Genomic DNA, 19,288 nt, shown 5'->3' with positions numbered 1-19,288 from the left:
CCATCACTTCAAAAAAAAGCCAGCATCAGCTGGCTTTTTTGTGGATGGCAGCAATGGTTTGCGTCAGGAAGCGTCAGCAGCCATTTCCACGTCATGGGCAATCAGGGCAACCAGCGCATTCTGCTGACGATGGGACAGCTGGCGGAAGCGCTGCAGCAGCTCGCGTTCGTGCAATGACAGTTCAGGGCTGTCCAGGCGCATGCTCAATTCCTCACCCAGGGCACCTTCCTGGATAAGGCTCTGTTCCAGGCGTGCAATGATCTCCGAGTTCATGCTGCGGTGGTGGTTGCGTGCTACCTCGGCGATGCGCTCACGCATCCCGTCTGGCAGGCGAACGACGAACTTGTCAGCAGTGCGGCTCGAATAAATAGCCTGTTTCATTGGGCGCATATAAATTGACCAGATTTTGGTTCAGGGGAAGCGGTTCTCAAATTGGCCGCGCGGGGTGGAAATACGACCGCCTTATCGCCAAAATGTTCAACCGGTTGTGCAGATGGACGCTCATCTTGCCTCAATGCTGCCGTTTCCTTGGCGTCAATTCTGTGACAAATAGTGATCTGCATAAAGGCTTTATGCCAGTACCAATTGTCAGAAATGAGCACTGGTTAAAATTTTCACATGTGCAGTCATGGCCTCACGTCAGACGTATCCCCGCGAATCCTGCAAAAAACCTGAAACCTGCGCCGAAAGTAGCGTCAAACGCACAGGTTCTTAATCAGAGAGCATAGTGGCAATGCACCATGATGCAAGCTGCGCTTCGCCGCTAAAGGGCAGGCTGATTCTGTTGATCGGACCGTCTGGCGCGGGCAAAGATTCATTGATCGACGCAGCGCGCCTGCAGCTGGCGGCAGCGCATGTCGAAATAGCCCGTCGGGTCATCACGCGCTCGCCTGAAGCCAGGGGGGAGGCAGCGGTAGGTGTCAGTGTCGAGCAGTTCGAACGTATGAAGCAGCAAGGCGCATTCGCCATGCATTGGCAGGCCAACGGGTTGCAGTACGGCATCCCCCGGCAGGTAGATGAGTGGCTGGAGCAAGGCAGGTCGGTGCTGGTAAACGGCTCGCGCGGCCACCTGGCGCAGGCTCGTACCCGCTACCCTGATTTGCTGGCCATCCGTGTGGACGTCAGTCTCGATATCCTGCGTCGGCGCCTGCAGGCCCGCGGGCGGGAGACCCAAAACGAGATCGACCAGCGTCTGGCTCGGCATGTCAGCCTGAGCGATACGGCCGACGATGGCGCCCGCACGGTGGACAACTCGACTACGCTGTCCTCGGCAGTCGAGGCCTTGCTGGCAGTGTTGCGAGAAGAGGGTGTTATCCAGGCGCACTAGGGCTTCGGAAAAGGTTTACGCTCAAATGGCACTGCAACACATGACAAACGGCCACACGCTGGTTAACATGCACGCCGTCCCGCTGAGCAGCGCCTGCTGCCAGTTGCCGTGTCTCAGTAGCTCAATTGGATAGAGCATCCCCCTCCTAAGGGGAAGGTTGCAGGTTCAATTCCTGCCTGGGACGCCATTTCCCCCCAGTGCCTCCAGCACGCCGCTCTCCTTCGCTAATCGCCCGTTACAAATCTACGCCTTAAGACGTATTTCAGCCCTACGTCCGTACCCCTATGCTTGGCCCCGTCAACGGTCACCCTCACAAGGCGCGCGCCGTCTTTCTTCACCTCAGCAGCCCTTGGATTTTGGGCGCAGTTGCTGGTTATCCAGGAGTTTGCATGAGCCAGCACGTCACCCCCGTGCCCACGGGTTTTACCCAAGAGCAGCTGCATACGCTGTTTGACCTGATCAGCGACGGTATCTGGGATTGGGATGCCAATACGGGTTATGTCTATCGCAACCCTGGCTGGTACCTCATGCTCGGCTATACGCCTCACTCCCAGGAAAACTCGGTACTGACCTGGGAGCGGTTGATCCACCCCGACGATTTCCAGCGTGTCATGGCCCACTTCGATGCCTATGTCCACCAGCGCAACGAGCGTTACCTGGTCGAGTACCGGTGCCGCTGCGCCGACGGCACCTACCTGTGGGTCGAGGACAGTGGGTACGTGATCGCACGCAACCCCGATGGCTCGGTTGCACGCATGCTGGGGGCCCATCGCAACATCGACAGCGGCAAGCGCCAACTGGCGCAGCTTGAGCGGCGTAACCAATCGCTGGAATGCCTGGTCGCCGAGCGCACGCGCGAATTGTCCTGGGTAAACGAGCAGCTCCAGCGCCAGCTGGACGAGAACCGCGAGCTTGCCGAGCGGGATTCGCTGACGCGTATCGCCAACCGCTATCGGCTGGAGAGCGTGCTGAAGCAGGAGTGCGAGCGGGCCAAGCGCTTTCGGCAGCCACTGTCGGTCATCGCCATGGACATGGATGACTTCAAGCCGATCAACGACCAATACGGGCATGCGCAGGGCGACGCCGCTTTGATTCGTGTGGCCGAGGCATTGCGATTGCGCCAGCGCACAAGTGACTTGCTGGCCCGTTGGGGAGGTGATGAATTTGTCCTGGTTCTGCCCCAGACGAGCCTGGAGCAAGCCTGCGCCTGCGCCGAACAACTGCGCCAGGTAGTGGCGCAGTTGGAGCCCATTGGCGAGTGTCGATTGACCTTGAGCTACGGCGTAGTGCAGTGGCGCGAAGGCGATGACACCCACAGCCTGCTGGCGCGCGCCGACCAGGCGCTTTACCGGGCCAAGGGCGCAGGCAAGAACGCCGTCGCCCAGTGACCAACGACCCCAGGCCGCGCCAGGGGTCAAATGTGCAGTGCGTGGCCCAGCGCGCGCAGGGCGGCCTCCTGCACCGCCTCGCCCAGGGTCGGATGGGCATGAATCGTGCCCGCCACATCTTCCAGGCGCGCGCCCATTTCCAGCGATTGGGCGAATGCGGTGGACAGTTCAGAGACGGCCACGCCCACCGCTTGCCAACCCAGCACGAGATGGTTGTCGCGGCGTGCCACCACCCGCACAAACCCCGTCCTGGACTCCAGGCTCATGGCCCGACCGTTGGCGGCAAAGGGAAATTGCGCCACGATGCAGTCCAGCCCTTGCGCCACCGCCTGATCAGGGGGCAGGCCAGCGACGACCACTTCCGGGTCGGTGAAGCACACCGCGGCGATGGCGGCCGGCTCGAAGCGACGTGACTTGCCCGCGATGCGTTCGGCGACCATCTCGCCCTGGGCCATCGCCCGGTGCGCCAGCATGGGCTCGCCCGCCACGTCACCAATGGCCCACACGTTGCGCATGCTGGTCTGGCACTGCGCGTCGATGGCAATCGCCGCCCCATTCATGCGTAGGTCCAGGCATTCGAGGTTCAAGCCCTGGGTGCGCGGGCGCCTGCCGGCCGCTACCAGCACCCTGTCGGCGTCAAGGCGCAGGGGCGAACCTTCGCTGTTCCGGGCCATCAGGGTACCTTGTTCATAGCCTTCCACCTTGTGATCAAGGTAAACGGCGATGCCCAGCTTTTTCAGCGACTCGACCACGGGGGCGGTGAGCTCGGCGTCGTAGGTGGGCAACACCCGCTCGCGGGCCTCCACCACACTCACCTGCGCACCTAGCTTGCGGTACGCAGTGCCCAGTTCCAAACCGATGTACCCGCCACCGACCACCACCAGATGGCGCGGCACCGTAGCGGGGGTCAGCGCCTCGGTCGATGAAATGACAGCGCCCCCCAGGGGCAGCATGGGCAGCTCGACGCTGCTCGAGCCCGTAGCCAGCAGCAGGTGCTCGCAGCGAATGCGCTGGCCGTCGACTTCCACGTGCTTGCCGTCGAGCAGCTTCGCCCAGCCCTGGATGACCTTGACCCCGTGCTTTTTCAGCAGGGCGGCCACACCAGTGGTCAGTCGGTCGACGATACCGTCTTTCCACGCGACGCTCTGACGGATGTCCAGCTCGGGGGAGGCTACGCGGATGCCCAGTGGGGAGCCCTCGGCAAGCCGGGTGGCCTGATGGAACTGCTCGGCCACATGAATCAGCGCTTTTGACGGAATGCAGCCGATGTTCAGGCACGTTCCGCCCAGCGCCTGCCCTTCGACCAGTATCGTGGGGATGCCCAGTTGGCCGGCGCGGATGGCGGCCACGTAGCCGCCGGGGCCGCCGCCGATGATCAGCAGCGTAGTTTCGATGATCGGTTGCATGCTTACTCCACAAACAGGCAGGCGGGTTGTTCCAGCAGGCTTCGCACGGCCTGGATGAACAGTGCGGCGTCCATGCCATCGACCACCCGGTGATCGAACGAGCTGGACAAGTTCATCATCTTGCGCACCACGATCTGGCCGTCGACGACCACAGGCCGCTCGACCATGCGGTTGACCCCCACGATGGCCACTTCTGGGGTGTTGACCACCGGCGTGCTGACGATGCCGCCCAGTGCGCCGAGGCTGGTCAGGGTGATGGTCGAGCCCGACAGCTCCTCGCGGCTGGCCTTGTTGGTGCGAGCGGCATTGGCCACCCGTGCAATTTCCGCTGCATTGGCCCACAGGTTGCCCGCCTCGGCATGGCGCAGCACTGGCACCATCAGGCCGTTGTCCCCTTGGGTGGCGATGCCGACGTGCACCGCGCCGTGGCGGGTGATGACCTGTGCTTCGTCGTCGTACGTGGCGTTGATCTGCGGAAAGTCACGCAGTGCCACGACCAGTGCGCGGACCAGGAACGGCAATAGGGTGAGCTTGCCCCGGTCTTGGCCATGCTTGCTGTTGAGCTGCTGGCGCAGCGCTTCGAGGGCGGTGACGTCGATTTCTTCGACATAGCTGAAATGGGCCACGCGACGCTTGGCGTCTTGCATGCGCTGGGCGATCTTGCGCCGCAGGCCGATTACCGGGACTTGCTCGCTGTCGGTGCGCTTGGCATAGCCGCTGGGGGCCTGCTCACCGGCGCGTTGAGGCTGGCTGAGGAAGGCATCGAGGTCTTCATGCAGGATGCGCCCGGCAGGGCCGCTCCCGTGCACGTAACGCAATTCAATGCCAGCATCCAGCGCGCGCTTGCGTACGGCGGGCGAGGCGAGGGGTTTATCGCTGGCCTGGCGTGGAGCCAGCGGTGCGGCCGGGCGGCTGGCCGGGGGCGTCAAGGCGGCCGGCACGGGTTGTTCCTGTACTGCCTGCTCGGGTGCTTGGCTGGCAGGCGGTGTTTCGGCCGCCTTGGCTTGTGGGGCGTCCACATGGTTGCCGTTGCCTTCGACCTCGATGCGGATCAGTTCGCTGCCGACCGACATCACTTCCCCAGGCTGCCCGCCCAGGGCCATGACCTTGCCGCTGACCGGGGAGGGGATCTCCACCGTCGCCTTGTCGGTCATGACATCGGCCACGACCTGGTCTTCGGCGATCAGGTCACCTACCTTGACGAACCACTCGACCAACTCAACCTGCGCGATGCCTTCGCCAATGTCCGGCATCTTGATGACATGCGTGCCCATTCAGACCTCCATGACCTTTTTCAATGCCGCACCCACCCGCGATGGCCCTGGGAAATACGCCCATTCCTGTGCATGGGGGTAGGGGGTGTCCCAACCCGTAACGCGCTCGATGGGCGCTTCCAGATGGTGGAAGCAATGCTCCTGCACCAGCGAGACCAGTTCGGCGCCGAACCCGCAAGTACGCGTAGCTTCATGCACCACCACGCAGCGCCCGGTCTTCTTCACCGACGCGACGATGGTTTCCAGGTCAAGCGGCCACAGGCTGCGCAGGTCGATCACCTCGGCATCGACGCCCGTCTCTTCGGCCGCGACCTGGGCGACATAGACCGTCGTGCCATAGGTGAGGACCGTGACGTCGTTGCCGGGCCGAGTCACCACTGCCTTGTCCAGCGGCACGGTGTAATAACCGTCAGGCACGGCGCTTTGCGGATGCTTGGACCATGGCGTCACGGGGCGGTCGTGGTGGCCATCGAAGGGGCCGTTGTACAGGCGTTTGGGCTCAAGGAAGATGACCGGGTCATCGCACTCGATCGAGGCAATGAGCAGGCCCTTGGCGTCATAGGGATTGGACGGCATGACCGTGCGCAGCCCGCACACCTGGGTGAACATCGCTTCCGGGCTCTGGCTATGGGTCTGGCCTCCATAAATGCCCCCGCCGCAGGGCATGCGCAGGGTCAGCGGCGAGATGAATTCGCCAGCGGAGCGGTAACGCAGCCGCGCCATTTCCGACACGATCTGGTCCGAGGCTGGGTAGAAATAGTCGGCGAACTGAATCTCCACCACCGGCCGCAAGCCGTAGGCACCCATGCCCACGGCCGTGCCGACGATGCCGCTTTCGGAGATCGGGGCATCGAACACCCGTGATTTGCCGTACTTGTTCTGCAGGCCTTCGGTGCAGCGAAAGACGCCGCCAAAGTATCCGACGTCCTGACCATACACGACCACGTTGTCGTCGCGCTCGAGCATGATGTCCATGGCCGAGCGCAGGGCCTGGATCATGGTCATGGTGGTGGTGGCCATGGCGGTTTCCGGGTTGATGCTGTTGTTGTGATCGTTCATTTCAGACCCCCAGTTCCTGACGTTGGCGACGCAGGTGGTCCGGCATTTCCTTGTACACGTCCTCGAACATCGAAGCGGCACTGGGAATGTGTCCGTTGGCGAGGGTGCCGTACTGCTCTGCTTCCTTCTGCGCGGCGACCACGGCAGCCTCGAATTCGGCCGTGGTGGCCTGGTGTTCTTCTTCGGACCAGTGGCCGATCTTGATCAGGTGCTGCTTCAGGCGAGCGATCGGGTCGCCCAGCGGGAAGTGGCTCCAGTCGTCCGCAGGGCGGTACTTGGACGGATCATCGGACGTGGAATGCGGGCCAGCACGGTAGGTCACCCACTCGATCAGGCTGGGGCCAAGGCCGCGGCGTGCGCGTTCGGCTGCCCAGCGCGAGGCCGCGTAGACGGCCACGAAATCGTTGCCGTCCACGCGCAACGAGGCGATGCCACAGCCCACGCCGCGGCCGGCGAAGGTGGTGGACTCGCCGCCAGCGATGGCCTGGAACGTGGAAATCGCCCACTGGTTGTTGACCACGTTGAGGATGACCGGGGCGCGGTAGACGTGGGCGAAGGTGAGGGCGGTATGGAAGTCCGACTCGGCAGTGGCGCCATCGCCGATCCAGGCCGAGGCGATCTTGGTGTCGCCCTTGATGGCCGAGGCCATGGCCCAGCCCACCGCTTGCACAAACTGGGTCGCCAGGTTGCCGCTGATGGTGAAAAAGCCCGCCTCGCGTACCGAATACATGATCGGCAACTGGCGACCCTTGAGCGGGTCGCGCTCGTTGGAGAGCAGTTGGCAGATCATGTCCACCAGCGAAACGTCACGGGCGATCAGGATGCTTTGCTGGCGATAGGTCGGGAAGCACATGTCGGTGCGGTTGAGCGCCAGGGCCTGGGCGCTGCCGATGGCTTCCTCGCCCAGGCTCTGCATGTAGAACGACATCTTCTTCTGGCGCTGGGCGACGACCATGCGGCTGTCGAAGATGCGGGTCTTGAGCATGGCGCGCATGCCTTGGCGCAGTATCTGCGGGTCTATGTCCTCGGCCCAGGGGCCCTGGGCATTGCCCTGTTCATCCAGTACGCGCACCAGGCTGCCGGACAAGTCGGCGGTGTCGGCGGCTTCTACGTCGATGGGGGGTTTACGAACCTGGCCTGCGTCGTTCAAGCGCAGGTAGGAAAAATCGGTCTGGCAGCCTGGCCGGCCGGTAGGCTCGGGAACATGCAGGCGCAGGGGGGCGTACTCGTTCATGCTGTTTACGCTCGCTCGGGTATTTGTTTTTGTGAGCTTTGAAGCGGTCGCCGCTGAGTGCCGGCTCGTGACCAGCAGGTCAGCGTTAGCTACATGTTAGTTGCCCTGGCGCAGAATATTTCTCTCTAGTTGATTGCCTTTGGTAAGCAGGCCAGATAAACATTCCTCATAAACACAATAAACCGGTGATTTTGTCTCATGCGCAAACTCGATCGTACTGACATCGGCATTCTCAACAGCCTTCAAGAAAACGCCCGCATCACCAACGCCGAACTGGCACGTTCGGTCAACCTGTCGCCTACGCCTTGTTTCAACCGAGTGCGGGCCATGGAAGAGCTGGGCGTCATTCGCCAGCAGGTCACGCTGTTGTCGCCCGAGGTGCTGGGGCTGGATGTGAACGTATTCATCCATGTGAGCCTGGAAAAACAGATCGAGCAGGCACTGCACCGCTTCGAGGAGGAGATCGCCGAGCGGCCCGAGGTCATGGAGTGCTACCTGATGACCGGTGACCCGGACTACCTGCTGCGTGTGCTACTGCCCAGTATCCAGGCGCTGGAGCGGTTTCTGGATTACCTGACCCGCCTGCCGGGCGTTGCCAACATTCGCTCCAGCTTCGCGCTCAAGCAGGTGCGCTACAAAACGGCGTTGCCATTGCCGGCAAACGGGATGACCTTGCGCGAATGACTGCTGTCCAAGCTCGTCGACGCCCTGTGGCCTGGCCTGATCCATTTTTTACCTGGCCATGGGCAAGGGACCATTCGATTTTGCAGCACGGGGCCTGCAACGCTTGGCGTTAGCCTTTATTCTGCACCAACAACTGCCAGCTCAACCCGGGAGCCGAAGGGATTTATGCGCACTATCTGGAAGCCGTTTCAGTCGTTGTATTTCGCTGCACTGATGATGCTGATCGGCTCGGGCCTGCTCAGTACCTACCTGGCGCTGCGCCTGGCTGCCGACAACGTCGATAGCCTGTGGGTCGGTGCCTTGATGGCGGCCAACTACTTCGGCCTGGCCGTGGGCGGCAAGGTCGGCCACCGGCTCATCGGCCGAGTAGGGCACATACGTGCCTATGCCACCTGCGCCGGTATCGTCGGCGCCGCCGTGCTCGGGCACGGCCTGACCAACTGGCTGCCGGCCTGGGTCGGGCTGCGGATGATTGTAGGCCTGGGCATGATGTGCCAGTACATGGTCATCGAAAGCTGGCTCAACGAGCAGGCGGACGTGAAGTACCGGGGCGCAGTATTCAGCGGGTACATGATCGCGTCCTACCTGGGCCTGGTGTTGGGTCAGCTGATACTGGTGGTGCACCCTGAGCTGGGGCTTGAGCTGCTGATGCTGGTCGCGATGTGCTTCGCCCTGTGCCTGGTGCCGGTGGCCATGACCCGCCGCATCCACCCCGCGCCACTGCGTCCGGCACCCATGGAGCCCAAGTTCTTCATCAAGCGCGTGCCGCAGTCGCTCAGTACGGTGCTGGGTTCCGGGCTGATCGTCGGCTCGTTCTACGGCCTTGCTCCGCTGTATGCCGCCAGTCAGGGTCTTAGCACCGAGCAGATCGGTCTGTTCATGGGCTGCTGCATCTTTGCAGGGCTGGTGGTTCAGTGGCCGCTGGGCTGGTTGTCTGACCGTTACGACCGGGCGGTGTTGATTCGCAGTGTCGCGGTGGGGCTGGCCGTAGCCGCCGCGCCGTTGGCGATCCTGCCCGACGTGCCGCTGGAGTTGCTGTTCGCCATGGGCTTTGTGGTATCGCTGTTGCAGTTCAGCCTGTACCCGCTGGCCGTGGCTTTTTCCAACGACCACGTGGAGAGCGAGCGCCGCGTTTCGCTGACTGCCATGCTGTTGGTGACTTACGGCGTGGGGGCGTGCATCGGGCCCCTGGCTGCTGGCGTGCTGATGAAAGTGCTGGGCGTACAGATGTTGTACGCCTTCTTCGTGTTCTTTGCCCTGGTACTGGTCTGGCGCATCCGTCCAAAAGCTGTCACCGGCTTGCACCAGGTCCAGGATGCCCCCCTGGGCCACGTCGCCATGCCCGCCGCCGGCTCGCCCCTGTCGGCAGCGCTGGACCCGCGTGTGGATGAGCAGACCGTGCAGGATGTGATGCAGACGCCGGTGGCGGCCGAGGACACCGAGGAAGCCGAGAAAGACGGCGAGCCGCCGCTGGAGGAGGTGCAGGGGGACAAGCCGGCTTGAAGGTGGCCGTAACGCGTCTGGAGCACGTTGAGCGTGACGTGTGCCAGGCGACGCATCCCGATCTGGTAATTTCTGTATTCCAGCATATCGCCTAGGGCCGCTGCACGGCCCATCGCGGCCGGTCCAGCGCTCCTGCGATGCCGCACTACCCGAAATTCGCCAGCCTTCTTGACGTAGACGTAGACGTAGACGTAGCCGTTGCGTTTGCTTTTAAGCGCGCGGTAGCCCAGGCGCCGCAGATCGCGACTTCAGGAGGCCGAGCGCAGGGCTTGCGAAGGGAGGTGACAGGCATGGATGCCTGTCAAGCGCTGGGCCCCAGGATGGGGCCTGCAGCGCGGTCCTCCCGGGAGCAAGCCCGGAGCGAGGGAACCCCGGAGCGCAGCGCAGGGGCCGGATGACAGGAGCAGGCGGTTTTTGCTCACTTTTTGACAAGACAAAAAGTGAGCCGCCGTAAGGGCGGAAGGGTGACTGTGCGCCACCCTCGCCAATGAATACCTAAACGGTTTCAACCGCCCACACCAACGAAAAACTACGTGGTAGCAGCAACATCATTGAAAGGCCGCAGTGGCCCTCCCGCCAGCTGCAAATCAATAATCGTCCTTATCAAACCGCCGCGCTTCACGCTGCAGCTGATACACAAAACTCTCCACCTTGCGCTGGGCAGGCCCACTGAGGTTATGAAAGCGAACCCCAGCAAACGTGGTATTGATCCGCTCTTCATAATGCAGATGGCGCAACTCGACCATGGTATCTACCAACCCAAGCGGTGCGCCGGCCTTGAAGCGTTCATATACCTGACCCAACTGCAGGCGATCCTCGACATTCCCATCAAAGCGCAGCTTGCACCCGGTAGCCGAAACATCCAGCAACTTGCCCCGCAAGGCACCGTTGCCCTTGAGGTGCGTGCCATCGAGCATGATGTCCACCAGCTGCGACAGCTTCAGCGCAGCACGAAATGCGTTGCGGCGCTGGTGATAGGTCATCTCCAACGGCAGCCCGCCGCGGTAGCAGCGATGACCGTCCACTTCGCTGATGCGCAGGCTGTGGGTGCATTCCCAGGCAATGCGCACACCGTCGTGGAAGCCTTCCACCCGGAAATGCTCGCCGTTTTCGATGAATTTCTCACCGTCACGGGGAATCAGCTCGTCAAGCGCCAGCACATTGTTTTCCCGATCCACGTCCACCACGTAACTCTGGAAGCGATGGCCTCGGTCATGGAAGGTGATGATCAGGGGGTCGTGGCTTTCCTGGAGCTGCCGTAAATTGGCCGCAATTTCCAAGGGTGTGCTCAGCACCTTGGGCGGTTGCGGGGCATCGGATTCATTGAACACGGCTTGACGTTCTCCAGGCAAAAGCGACACAGGCAATTAACAGCATTTTGCCAGTATGTGCGGTGCCTTGATAGGGAAATCACACTTGGCTGAGGGCGCGCGGCTTGGTCAGGGGCGAGGTGCTGCCACGGCTGTTGTAGAGCGACGGCGAGTCGCCGCCCATGAGGATGCGGACCTGATTGTTGGTGACCTGTTGCTGGACCTGAATGATACGGCCATTGGTCGAGTTGACCTGCTGACAGGCGTCCATCAGTTGCGCCAGCGTATCGAGTCGCTCCAGCATTACGTCACCATGCGGCGATTGCGCCGCCACCGCCTGTACGCCGGCGCGGTCTGCGCTCAGGCCCAGGTCGCTCAGCAACTGGCCACGGCGCTGGCCGTGCTGCTCGAGCAGGATGATCAGCGACTGTTTGCGCGCCAGGATCTGCTCGAGCAACTGCATGTCGCGACCGTGCAGCGCGACAGCCTCGTTCTGCAGCAGCTCGAGCAGCTCCTGCATCGGGGCGATGTCTTGTTCGATCAATTGCAGCAGGGTGGTGTCGTGCATGGCTAACTCCCGGTTTTCAAGCGTCCATTGAAGTCAGCGCACCCGACGGTCAACGCTGTGCTTCGAAATCGAGCAGCTTGCTGGCGACACGGCCGGCATCGACCTTGTAGCTGCCATCGGCAATGGCCTGTTTGAGCTGGGCTACCTTGGCGCTGTTGACGACGGGTTCATCGCGCAGCTTGTCGCTGATCTTTTGCAACTGCTGGGCCTCTGGGCTCAGGTGCACGGCTTCTCCACTTGCACCCGTGCCCTTTACTGTTTCCTGGCTGGCAGCCGGCTTTTCAGTGCTGCCAGGGGCATTGCTGCCGCGTACACCGCCGGTGACGGCCGGGGAATTATTCAAACGACTGAAGTCGATGACCATGATCAGAAAACCTCTGGGTTTATGGACGCTTGCCTTGTTTTCGGCCAACTCACGATAAACTTTAGGCACAAATGCGTGGCTGTCTTGAGCGACAGCCTGTTACCCGTTTTCTGACACAGTCTAAAAAAAGCGGTTCCCCGGCGCCAGCGGCTTCCGCCCGCTGGCCTACATGCTCACCTCGACCTGGCCCGGGCCGGTCACCATGGCCTTGACCACGCGTTTCGAATTGAGATTGCGCACCCGAATCTGCTCGCTGATGCCGCCTTTGCTCAGCGCCTCGCCAGGCATGCGCACGCTCAATGTGCCACTGCGGGCAACGATCACCACATGATCGCCCTTGCGTACTACCTCCGCCTGCTCCAGGTGCTGAGGCGTCAGCACCTGATCCATCACCGTCGGGCGCAGCATCTTCATGCCGACCGCCTGGCCCACATCGGTCAGAAACCCTTGGCCCAGCGTGCCGACGTCCCGTTCGCGCAGGGCCACATCGCCTTCGCTCACCACGTTGTCCCGTCGCAGCGGGCGGGTGACCACGACCACCTCGCGGAACAGGCGAACGGTGGCGGGCACGAACACGGTCCAGGGCGCCGCGCCGTCGCAACGTACACGCACCGTCACCCGCCCCAGCGGCACGCTCGGGCTTTCCAGCGAAGCGTCGAGCGCCTGGCTGCACAAGGGCATGCGCAACCTTGGGTCCAACGGGTTCACCTGGATCTCGTAGCGGCCGGCCGTTTGGGTCGTGGCGAGATAATCTTCGACGGTGAACTCAAGAAACCCTTGGGTGACACCGATAAGCTGTTCAGGCATGGTGAACGCGTCCGCCCAGGTGCGAACCGGTACCAGCAGGCACAATGCGGCCAGCAAGCCAGCCAGCAGGCGCGTCAATCGTCGGGAAACTGTCGTTTTCATGTACATGGCGCTCAAAAAAGCAAAGCCCGTGCCGACTTCTTGAGTAAGTGGCAACGAATGGCTGACAGGTAAGGAGTTCGGCATGGCGGGGGTTATGGATTCGGTCAACCAGCGCACACAGCTGGTAGGGCAGAATCGCCTGGAACTGCTGCTGTTCCGCCTCAACGGCGAACAGCTTTATGGCATCAACGTTTTCAAGGTCAGGGAAGTGCTGCAATGCCCTGCGCTGACCATACTGCCCAAGGCGCACCCTGTGGTGCGCGGCGTCGCCAACATCCGCGGGGCGACGATTCCGATCCTTGACTTGTCGATGGCCACCGGCCTGCGCCCGTTGCAGGAGGACACGCGCAGCAGTTTCGTGATCATTACCGAGTACAACACCAAGACCCAGGGCTTTCTGGTGCACTCGGTCGAGCGCATCGTCAATATGAACTGGGAAGAAATCCACCCGCCACCCAAGGGGACCGGCCGCGATCATTACCTGACGGCAGTCACGCGGGTGGACAACCGCATGGTCGAGATCATCGACGTGGAGAAGGTGCTGGCCGAGGTCGCGCCGTCTTCGGAGGCGGTGTCGGCGGGGGTGGTGGACGCCGAGGTGCAGGACAAGGCCGTGATGCTACGGGTGTTGACCGTCGACGATTCGTCGGTGGCACGCAAGCAGGTCAGCCGCTGCCTGCAGACGGTTGGCGTCGAGGTGGTGGCCCTCAATGACGGTCGCCAGGCCTTGAACTACCTGCGCCAATTGGTGGACGAAGGCAAGAAGCCCGAAGAAGAGTTTCTGATGATGATTTCCGACATCGAAATGCCGGAAATGGACGGCTATACCCTGACAGCGGAAATTCGCAGCGACCCGCGCATGCAAAAGCTGCACATCTGCCTGCATACTTCCCTGTCCGGGGTGTTCAACCAGGCGATGGTCAAGAAAGTGGGCGCCGATGATTTCCTGGCCAAGTTCCGGCCGGATGATCTGGCCCAGCGCGTGGTTGACCGGATCAAGGCAGCACATTGAAAGGCGCCGGGGCTCGCCCCGGCCACAGTGATTGAAAAGAGGCGGCAGCAGTGTCTACGGGTAATTTGGATTTCGAACAGTTCCGGGTGTTTCTGGAAAAAGCCTGTGGCATCTTGCTGGGCGAGAATAAACAGTACCTGGTGTCCAGCCGCCTCAACAAGTTGATGGAGCAGCAGGGCATCAAGAGCCTGGGCGAGTTGGTGCAGCGCATCCAGGCCCAGCCGCGTGGCGGCCTGCGCGAGCAGGTGGTCGATGCCATGACCACCAACGAAACCCTGTGGTTTCGCGATACCTACCCGTTCGAGGTGCTCAAGAACAAGGTCATCCCCGAGTTCATCCGCAACAACCCCGGCCAGCGCCTGCGCATGTGGTCGGCGGCGTGCTCTTCGGGCCAGGAGCCGTACTCCATCTCCATGGCCATCGACGAGTTCGAACGCAGCAACCTGGGCCAGCTGAAAATGGGCGCGCAGATCGTCGCGACCGACCTGTCGGGCACCATGCTCAACAACTGCAAGACTGGCGAGTACGACAGCCTGGCGATCGCCCGCGGCTTGTCGGCCGAGCGCCTGCAGCGCTACTTCGACCCCAAGGGGCCGGGGCGCTGGGCGATCAAGCCGGCGATTCGCAATCGGGTGGAGTTCCGCTCGTTCAACTTGCTCGACAGCTATGCAAGCCTGGGCAAGTTCGACATCGTGTTCTGCCGCAACGTGCTGATCTACTTCTCGGCCCAGGTCAAGAAAGACATCCTGCTGCGCATTCACAGCACCCTCAAGCCAGGCGGGTACCTGTTCCTGGGCGCATCTGAGGCCCTCAACGGCCTGCCGGACCATTACCAGATGGTGCAGTGCAGCCCGGGCATCATCTACCAGGCCAAATAGGCCCATGCCGTATGTGCCGCTGGCCGGGCGATGCCTTGTCAGCGGCTTTCAATGAGTCGGCCCTGTCGCTGACGTCAATTTTTTGTTTTGCCGCTCATGTGCTCTTGTTTTTGCCGCTTGTGGCCATTGGGCCGCGTGCGGTTTGCCGCTTTTCTGGCATAGCGCCCCTTTGAAAAGGGCTGCAAGGCCTTGAATACGGGCTTTGCCGATGTTGGCACAAGCCTTGCTAAAACCTTCGGCAACGACACTTTGGTCAACCGCTGAAGGTTTCCCCGACATGAGCATCAGCTTCGACAAGGCGCTAGGCATCCATGAAAAGGCCCTGGGCTTTCGTGCGCAACGCGCCGAAGTGCTGGCCAACAACATTGCCAACGCCGACACCCCCAACTACAAGGCCCGTGACCTGGACTTCGCCTCGGTGCTGGCCGCCGAAAGCGACAAGCAGCACAACGGCGGCCGCTTCGGCCTGGAGCGCACCAACAGCCGGCACATCGAGGCCGACGGCGTGGCGCTGAGCGACGAAGCTCTCAAGTACCGCACGCCGATGCAGCCTTCGATCGACCAGAACACCGTGGACGCGCAGATCGAGCAGTCGAATTACACCGAAAACGCGATTGGCTTCCAGGCCAGCTTCACGTTGCTCAACAGTAAATTCAAAGGGCTGGTGTCAGCCCTTCGGGGAGAATGACCATGTCCCTTTCCAGCGTCTTCAACATTGCCGGTTCCGGCATGAGCGCGCAGAACACGCGCCTGAACACCGTCGCCTCCAACATTGCCAACGCCGAGACGGTCTCGTCGAGCATCGACCAGACCTACCGCGCTCGCCACCCCGTGTTCGCCACCACGTTCCAGAACACCCAGGCCGGCACCAGCCAGTCGCTGTTCGAGGACCAGGGCGAGGCAGGGCAGGGCGTGCAAGTGACCGGCATCGTCGAGGACCAGAGCAACCTCGAGGCCCGCTACGAGCCTAGCCACCCGGCGGCGAACAAGGACGGCTACGTGTATTACCCCAACGTCAACGTGGTCGAGGAGATGGCTGACATGATCTCGGCCAGCCGCGCGTTCCAGACCAATGCCGAGTTGATGAACACGGCCAAGAGCATGATGCAGAAGGTGCTGACCCTGGGTCAGTGATAGGACGCCGACATGACCACCACCAATGCCACAGGCGAAGTCGGTAGTAGCTACCTGAACTCGCTGCAGCGAAAAGAAAGCAAGAACGACGAAAAGACCGGCGCCGCCGGCAGTGCACTGGGCAAAGATGCCTTCCTGCAGCTGCTGGTCACCCAGATGAAGAACCAGAACCCCCTGGACCCGCAGCAGAACGGCGAGTTCGTGGCGCAGCTGGCCCAGTTCAGCAGCCTGGAAGGTATCCAGACCCTCAACAGCTCGGTCGGCTACATCGCTGGTGCGTTCCAGTCGTCCCAGGCCTTGCAGGCGTCGTCGCTGGTCGGGCGCAACGTGATCGTGCAAACCGACAAGGCCATGGTCGACACCAGCAAGGACATGAAGGGCTCGGTGAACCTCACCGGCTCGAGCACCGCCACCTCGGTGGGGGTGTACGACAAGGACGGCAAGCTGGTGCGCACTCTCGACCTGGGCAGCCAGGCAGGCGGCAAGGTGGACTTCACCTGGGATGGCAAGGATGACGCCGGTGAGGCCCTGCCGGCCGGCACCTACAGCTTCAAGGCCACCGCCTCGATCAACGGCACGTCCACGGCCATGACCACCAACCTGCCGGCCACCGTCACCAGCGTGACCATGGGCACCAACGGCGGCGAAATGTCGCTGAACCTGGCAGGGCTGGGCAGCGTTCCACTTTCCACCATTCAAAGCATCGGCATCTAGGGCCTAGCGCACATCTTCAGGAGTTAGCGTATGTCTTACAACATTGGCTTAAGTGGCCTCAATGCAGCCAACAAGGCCCTGAACGTAACCGGCAACAACATTGCCAACGTCGCCACCACCGGTTTCAAGTCCTCGCGCGCCGAATTCGCCGACCAGTACTCAAGCTCCATTCGCGGCACCAGCGCCGGCCGTACCACCATTGGTACCGGCGTAAGAACAGCCGCCATTTCCCAGCAGTTCAGCTCCGGCAACATCAACGGCACCGGCCAGGCGCTGGACATGGCCATCGACGGCAACGGCTTCTTCGCGCTCAATGACAACGGCTCGAAGATCTATACCCGGGCCGGTGCGTTCTACAGTGACAAGCAGGGCTTCGTCGTCAACGCCGGCGGCGCCAACCTGCAAGGTTATGGCGTCGACGAAAATGGCCAGGTGGTGCAGGGCGTATTGACCAACCTTCAGATCGACACGGCCAACCTCACCCCCAAGGCCACGTCCAAGATCGATCAGACGGTCAACCTCAAGTCCAGCGATGGCGCGCCTACGGTCACCCCATTCGACCCAGCCGACGTCAAGAGCTACAACTTCACGTTCTCAAGCGACGTGTACGACAGCCAGGGCAACGCGCACCAGTTGAACCAGTACTTCATCAAGGATGACACGTCCAATTCCTGGAAGATGTACAGCACCATCGACGGGCGCAACCCACAGGACCCGACCTCCACGCAGCCGCTGATCAATGACCTGCCATTCAAGTCCGACGGCACGCTCAACGCCGATGCCCTCACGCCAGGGCCGGTGGCCGGTGGCCTGTCGATCAATGCGAACAAGACTTTCAACCTGGACAACTGGATCCCCGCGCAGAAGAACGCTGCCGGCCAGTGGTCAGCCAACGGTGCCAACGCCAACCCCGGCGGCGTCAGCCTCGACATGCTGGGCATGACCCAGTACAACGCCGCCTCGGCCGTGACCGCCAAGGATCAGGACGGGTTCGCTACCGGTGAGCTGTCCAGCCTGTCGGTAGACAAGGGCGGCTTCCTGTTCGCCAACTTCACCAATGGCAAGAACAAAGTCATCGGCCAGGTCGCCATCGCCAGCTTCGCCAACATGCAGGGCCTGACGCCGATTGGCGGCACCAACTGGCAGGAGTCCTTCTCGTCGGGTGTCCCGGTGATTGGCGCGCCAGATACCGGCACCTTGGGCCAGATTGCAGGTTCTTCGCTGGAGGATTCCAACGTCGACCTGACTGGCGAGCTGGTGAACCTGATCAAGGCGCAGAGCAACTACCAGGCCAACGCCAAGACGATTTCAACCGAAAGCACCATCATGCAAACCATCATCCAGATGAGCTGATGGCGTGCCGAGGCGTGACACTCAGGGTTTACGAGCAGTGTCGATGAAGCATGTCTGGTTGTTGTCCTTTCTGCTGGTGATAGGGGGTGGTAGTGCCCACTGGGCAGAGGCCGCCCCAAGGCCTTTCTTCCTTTGGCAAAGCCTGGTCACCGGGCGATACATCTGCGTCCAAGGCAACCCGGGTTCAGGCTGGACCCGGTTTGCTGGCCCCTACAAAAATGGCGCCTGCCGCGATCACTGATCCAGGCGCTTTTGATCCGATGCCAACAAACTGACACCGACGGTAAAGCCGTCGCGCTGAAGTGCCCGATTCACCGGGGTGCAAAGCTGGTTCGATTATTGCTAGACCCTGCCTGATGACAGCGCGGTACTGGCGCGCGGAGGAGATGCTGTGGACAAATTGCTTTACGTGGCCATGACCGGGGCTAGCCAGAACGCGCTGGCCCAGAAGGCCCACGCCAACAATCTGGCGAACGTTTCCACCAACGGTTTCCAGCGCGACCTGGAGCAGGCCCGCTCGATGCCGGTCTTTGGCGACAGCTTCCCGGCGCGCGCCTTCGCCCTGACCGAGCGCCCAGCCACCGACTTCAGCGAAGGGCCGATGATCGAAACCGGTCGCGACCTGGACGTGGCTGTGAGCGGCCATGGCTTTATCGCCGTGCAGGCCCCCGACGGCAGCGAAGCCTATGTGCGCACTGGTAGCCTGAATATCGACGCCCTTGGCGTGTTGCGCGCCGGCAACGGCATGCCGGTGATCGGCAACGGCGGCCCGATTGCCATTCCACCTGAGCAGAAGGTGGAAGTGGGTGCCGACGGCACCATCAGCATCCGCTCCATGGGCGAAGACCCGCGGGTGATGGCCGAAGTCGACCGCATCAAGCTGGTCAACCCGGACACCAAGGGGTTGAACAAAGGTGCAGACGGCCTGATTCACACCGCCAGCGGCCAGCCGGCCGATGCCGACGTCAATGTTCGCGTGGTCTCGGGCTTTCTTGAAGGCAGCAACGTCAACGCGGTGGAAGAGATGACCTCGGTGCTGGCGTTGTCCCGCCAGTTCGAGCTGCACGTGAAAATGATGAGCGCGGCCAAGGAAGGCGATGAAGCCATGGCGCGGGTTTTGCAAATCGGCTAATGACATTTGAACGGGTGCCGTAAAACAGGCGCGCGAGGA

General features: G+C 61.9%; 20 protein-coding genes and 1 tRNA gene. 12 read left to right on the top strand and 9 right to left on the bottom strand.

Annotated features, from left to right (window positions below; genetic code table 11):
• Nucleotides 1-63: 63 nt before the first annotated feature.
• The gene (locus tag FS767_RS06785; RefSeq protein WP_027915923.1) at nt 64-390 is read right to left on the bottom strand and encodes an Arc family DNA-binding protein; all 327 of its coding nucleotides are present in this window, start codon (nt 388-390) and stop codon (nt 64-66) included.
• Nucleotides 391-733: 343 nt separating this feature from the next.
• On the opposite strand from FS767_RS06785, the gene phnN reads away from it, so the two are divergent.
• The 3 genes from phnN (at nt 734) to FS767_RS06765 (ending at nt 2,715) form a co-directional block, all read left to right on the top strand.
• The gene (gene phnN, locus FS767_RS06775) at nt 734-1,327 is read left to right on the top strand and encodes a phosphonate metabolism protein/1,5-bisphosphokinase (PRPP-forming) PhnN (RefSeq protein WP_144964651.1); all 594 of its coding nucleotides are present in this window, start codon (nt 734-736) and stop codon (nt 1,325-1,327) included.
• A 110-nt stretch (nt 1,328-1,437) separates the two neighbouring features.
• A tRNA-Arg gene (locus tag FS767_RS06770) sits at nt 1,438-1,514 on the top strand.
• Between the two features lie 202 nt (nt 1,515-1,716).
• The gene (locus FS767_RS06765; RefSeq protein WP_144964650.1) at nt 1,717-2,715 is read left to right on the top strand and encodes a diguanylate cyclase; all 999 of its coding nucleotides are present in this window, start codon (nt 1,717-1,719) and stop codon (nt 2,713-2,715) included.
• Nucleotides 2,716-2,741: 26 nt separating this feature from the next.
• On the opposite strand, the gene lpdA is transcribed toward FS767_RS06765, so the two are convergent.
• From lpdA to FS767_RS06745, 4 genes are read right to left on the bottom strand one after another with little or no spacing between them, the layout of a single operon-like run.
• Nucleotides 2,742-4,121: a dihydrolipoyl dehydrogenase gene (gene lpdA / locus FS767_RS06760; RefSeq protein ID WP_144964649.1), complete on the bottom strand. Its 1,380-nt coding sequence runs from the start codon at nt 4,119-4,121 to the stop codon at nt 2,742-2,744.
• A 2-nt stretch (nt 4,122-4,123) separates the two neighbouring features.
• Entirely contained in the window at nt 4,124-5,395 is a 1,272-nt protein-coding gene (locus FS767_RS06755) for a dihydrolipoamide acetyltransferase family protein (protein ID WP_144964648.1), read from the bottom strand.
• The gene (locus tag FS767_RS06750) at nt 5,396-6,454 is read right to left on the bottom strand and encodes an alpha-ketoacid dehydrogenase subunit beta (protein WP_144964647.1); all 1,059 of its coding nucleotides are present in this window, start codon (nt 6,452-6,454) and stop codon (nt 5,396-5,398) included. It lies immediately after the preceding gene.
• Nucleotide 6,455: 1 nt separating this feature from the next.
• Entirely contained in the window at nt 6,456-7,688 is a 1,233-nt protein-coding gene (locus FS767_RS06745; protein WP_058605562.1) for a 3-methyl-2-oxobutanoate dehydrogenase (2-methylpropanoyl-transferring) subunit alpha, read from the bottom strand.
• Nucleotides 7,689-7,886: 198 nt separating this feature from the next.
• Between FS767_RS06745 and bkdR the strand changes: the two genes are divergently transcribed.
• Entirely contained in the window at nt 7,887-8,372 is a 486-nt protein-coding gene (gene bkdR / locus FS767_RS06740; protein ID WP_023533792.1) for a Bkd operon transcriptional regulator BkdR, read from the top strand.
• A 165-nt stretch (nt 8,373-8,537) separates the two neighbouring features.
• Nucleotides 8,538-9,875 (top strand): MFS transporter, encoded by a 1,338-nt coding sequence (locus FS767_RS06735; RefSeq protein WP_144964646.1) that lies wholly within the window; start codon nt 8,538-8,540, stop codon nt 9,873-9,875.
• A 587-nt stretch (nt 9,876-10,462) separates the two neighbouring features.
• On the opposite strand, the gene FS767_RS06730 is transcribed toward FS767_RS06735, so the two are convergent.
• The 4 genes from FS767_RS06730 to flgA all read right to left on the bottom strand — a co-directional run bounded on the left by FS767_RS06730 (nt 10,463) and on the right by flgA (nt 13,032).
• Nucleotides 10,463-11,206 carry a flagellar brake protein gene (locus FS767_RS06730; RefSeq protein WP_144964645.1) on the bottom strand — a complete coding sequence of 248 codons (744 nt, stop codon included), beginning with the start codon at nt 11,204-11,206 and terminating at the stop codon, nt 10,463-10,465.
• Between the two features lie 79 nt (nt 11,207-11,285).
• Nucleotides 11,286-11,753 carry a flagella synthesis protein FlgN gene (locus FS767_RS06725; protein WP_058606142.1) on the bottom strand — a complete coding sequence of 156 codons (468 nt, stop codon included), beginning with the start codon at nt 11,751-11,753 and terminating at the stop codon, nt 11,286-11,288.
• Nucleotides 11,754-11,802: 49 nt separating this feature from the next.
• Nucleotides 11,803-12,117, bottom strand: coding sequence for a flagellar biosynthesis anti-sigma factor FlgM (flgM, locus tag FS767_RS06720; RefSeq protein ID WP_058639147.1), 315 nt, complete (start codon nt 12,115-12,117; stop codon nt 11,803-11,805).
• Between the two features lie 165 nt (nt 12,118-12,282).
• The gene (gene flgA, locus FS767_RS06715; RefSeq protein ID WP_078478895.1) at nt 12,283-13,032 is read right to left on the bottom strand and encodes a flagellar basal body P-ring formation chaperone FlgA; all 750 of its coding nucleotides are present in this window, start codon (nt 13,030-13,032) and stop codon (nt 12,283-12,285) included.
• 76 nt (nt 13,033-13,108) lie between these two features.
• Here flgA and FS767_RS06710 point away from each other — a divergent pair, with 76 nt between their 5' ends.
• From FS767_RS06710 to FS767_RS06675, 7 genes are all read left to right on the top strand, one after another.
• Nucleotides 13,109-14,038, top strand: a complete 930-nt coding sequence (locus FS767_RS06710) for a chemotaxis protein CheV (RefSeq protein WP_058606139.1) — start codon at nt 13,109-13,111, stop codon at nt 14,036-14,038.
• A gap of 50 nt (nt 14,039-14,088) precedes the next feature.
• Complete coding sequence (cheR, locus tag FS767_RS06705) at nt 14,089-14,916, top strand: protein-glutamate O-methyltransferase CheR (RefSeq protein WP_023533991.1); 828 nt, start codon at nt 14,089-14,091, stop codon at nt 14,914-14,916.
• A gap of 277 nt (nt 14,917-15,193) precedes the next feature.
• The gene (gene flgB, locus FS767_RS06700; protein WP_058606138.1) at nt 15,194-15,604 is read left to right on the top strand and encodes a flagellar basal body rod protein FlgB; all 411 of its coding nucleotides are present in this window, start codon (nt 15,194-15,196) and stop codon (nt 15,602-15,604) included.
• 2 nt (nt 15,605-15,606) lie between these two features.
• Nucleotides 15,607-16,050, top strand: a complete 444-nt coding sequence (gene flgC / locus FS767_RS06695; protein WP_023533977.1) for a flagellar basal body rod protein FlgC — start codon at nt 15,607-15,609, stop codon at nt 16,048-16,050.
• A gap of 12 nt (nt 16,051-16,062) precedes the next feature.
• Entirely contained in the window at nt 16,063-16,764 is a 702-nt protein-coding gene (gene flgD, locus FS767_RS06690) for a flagellar hook assembly protein FlgD (RefSeq protein WP_144964644.1), read from the top strand.
• 30 nt (nt 16,765-16,794) lie between these two features.
• Complete coding sequence (gene flgE, locus FS767_RS06685; RefSeq protein ID WP_144964643.1) at nt 16,795-18,117, top strand: flagellar hook protein FlgE; 1,323 nt, start codon at nt 16,795-16,797, stop codon at nt 18,115-18,117.
• 391 nt (nt 18,118-18,508) lie between these two features.
• Nucleotides 18,509-19,249 carry a flagellar basal body rod protein FlgF gene (locus FS767_RS06675; protein ID WP_023533964.1) on the top strand — a complete coding sequence of 247 codons (741 nt, stop codon included), beginning with the start codon at nt 18,509-18,511 and terminating at the stop codon, nt 19,247-19,249.
• Nucleotides 19,250-19,288: the final 39 nt, after the last annotated feature.

Origin of the sequence: Pseudomonas sp. DE0010, assembly GCF_007680745.1 — a bacterium.
GTDB classification, from domain to species: Bacteria; Pseudomonadota; Gammaproteobacteria; order Pseudomonadales; family Pseudomonadaceae; genus Aquipseudomonas; species Aquipseudomonas parafulva_B.
The sequence above is the reverse complement of the archived record's forward strand: the minus strand, read 5'-3'. Positions and strand labels throughout refer to the sequence as shown.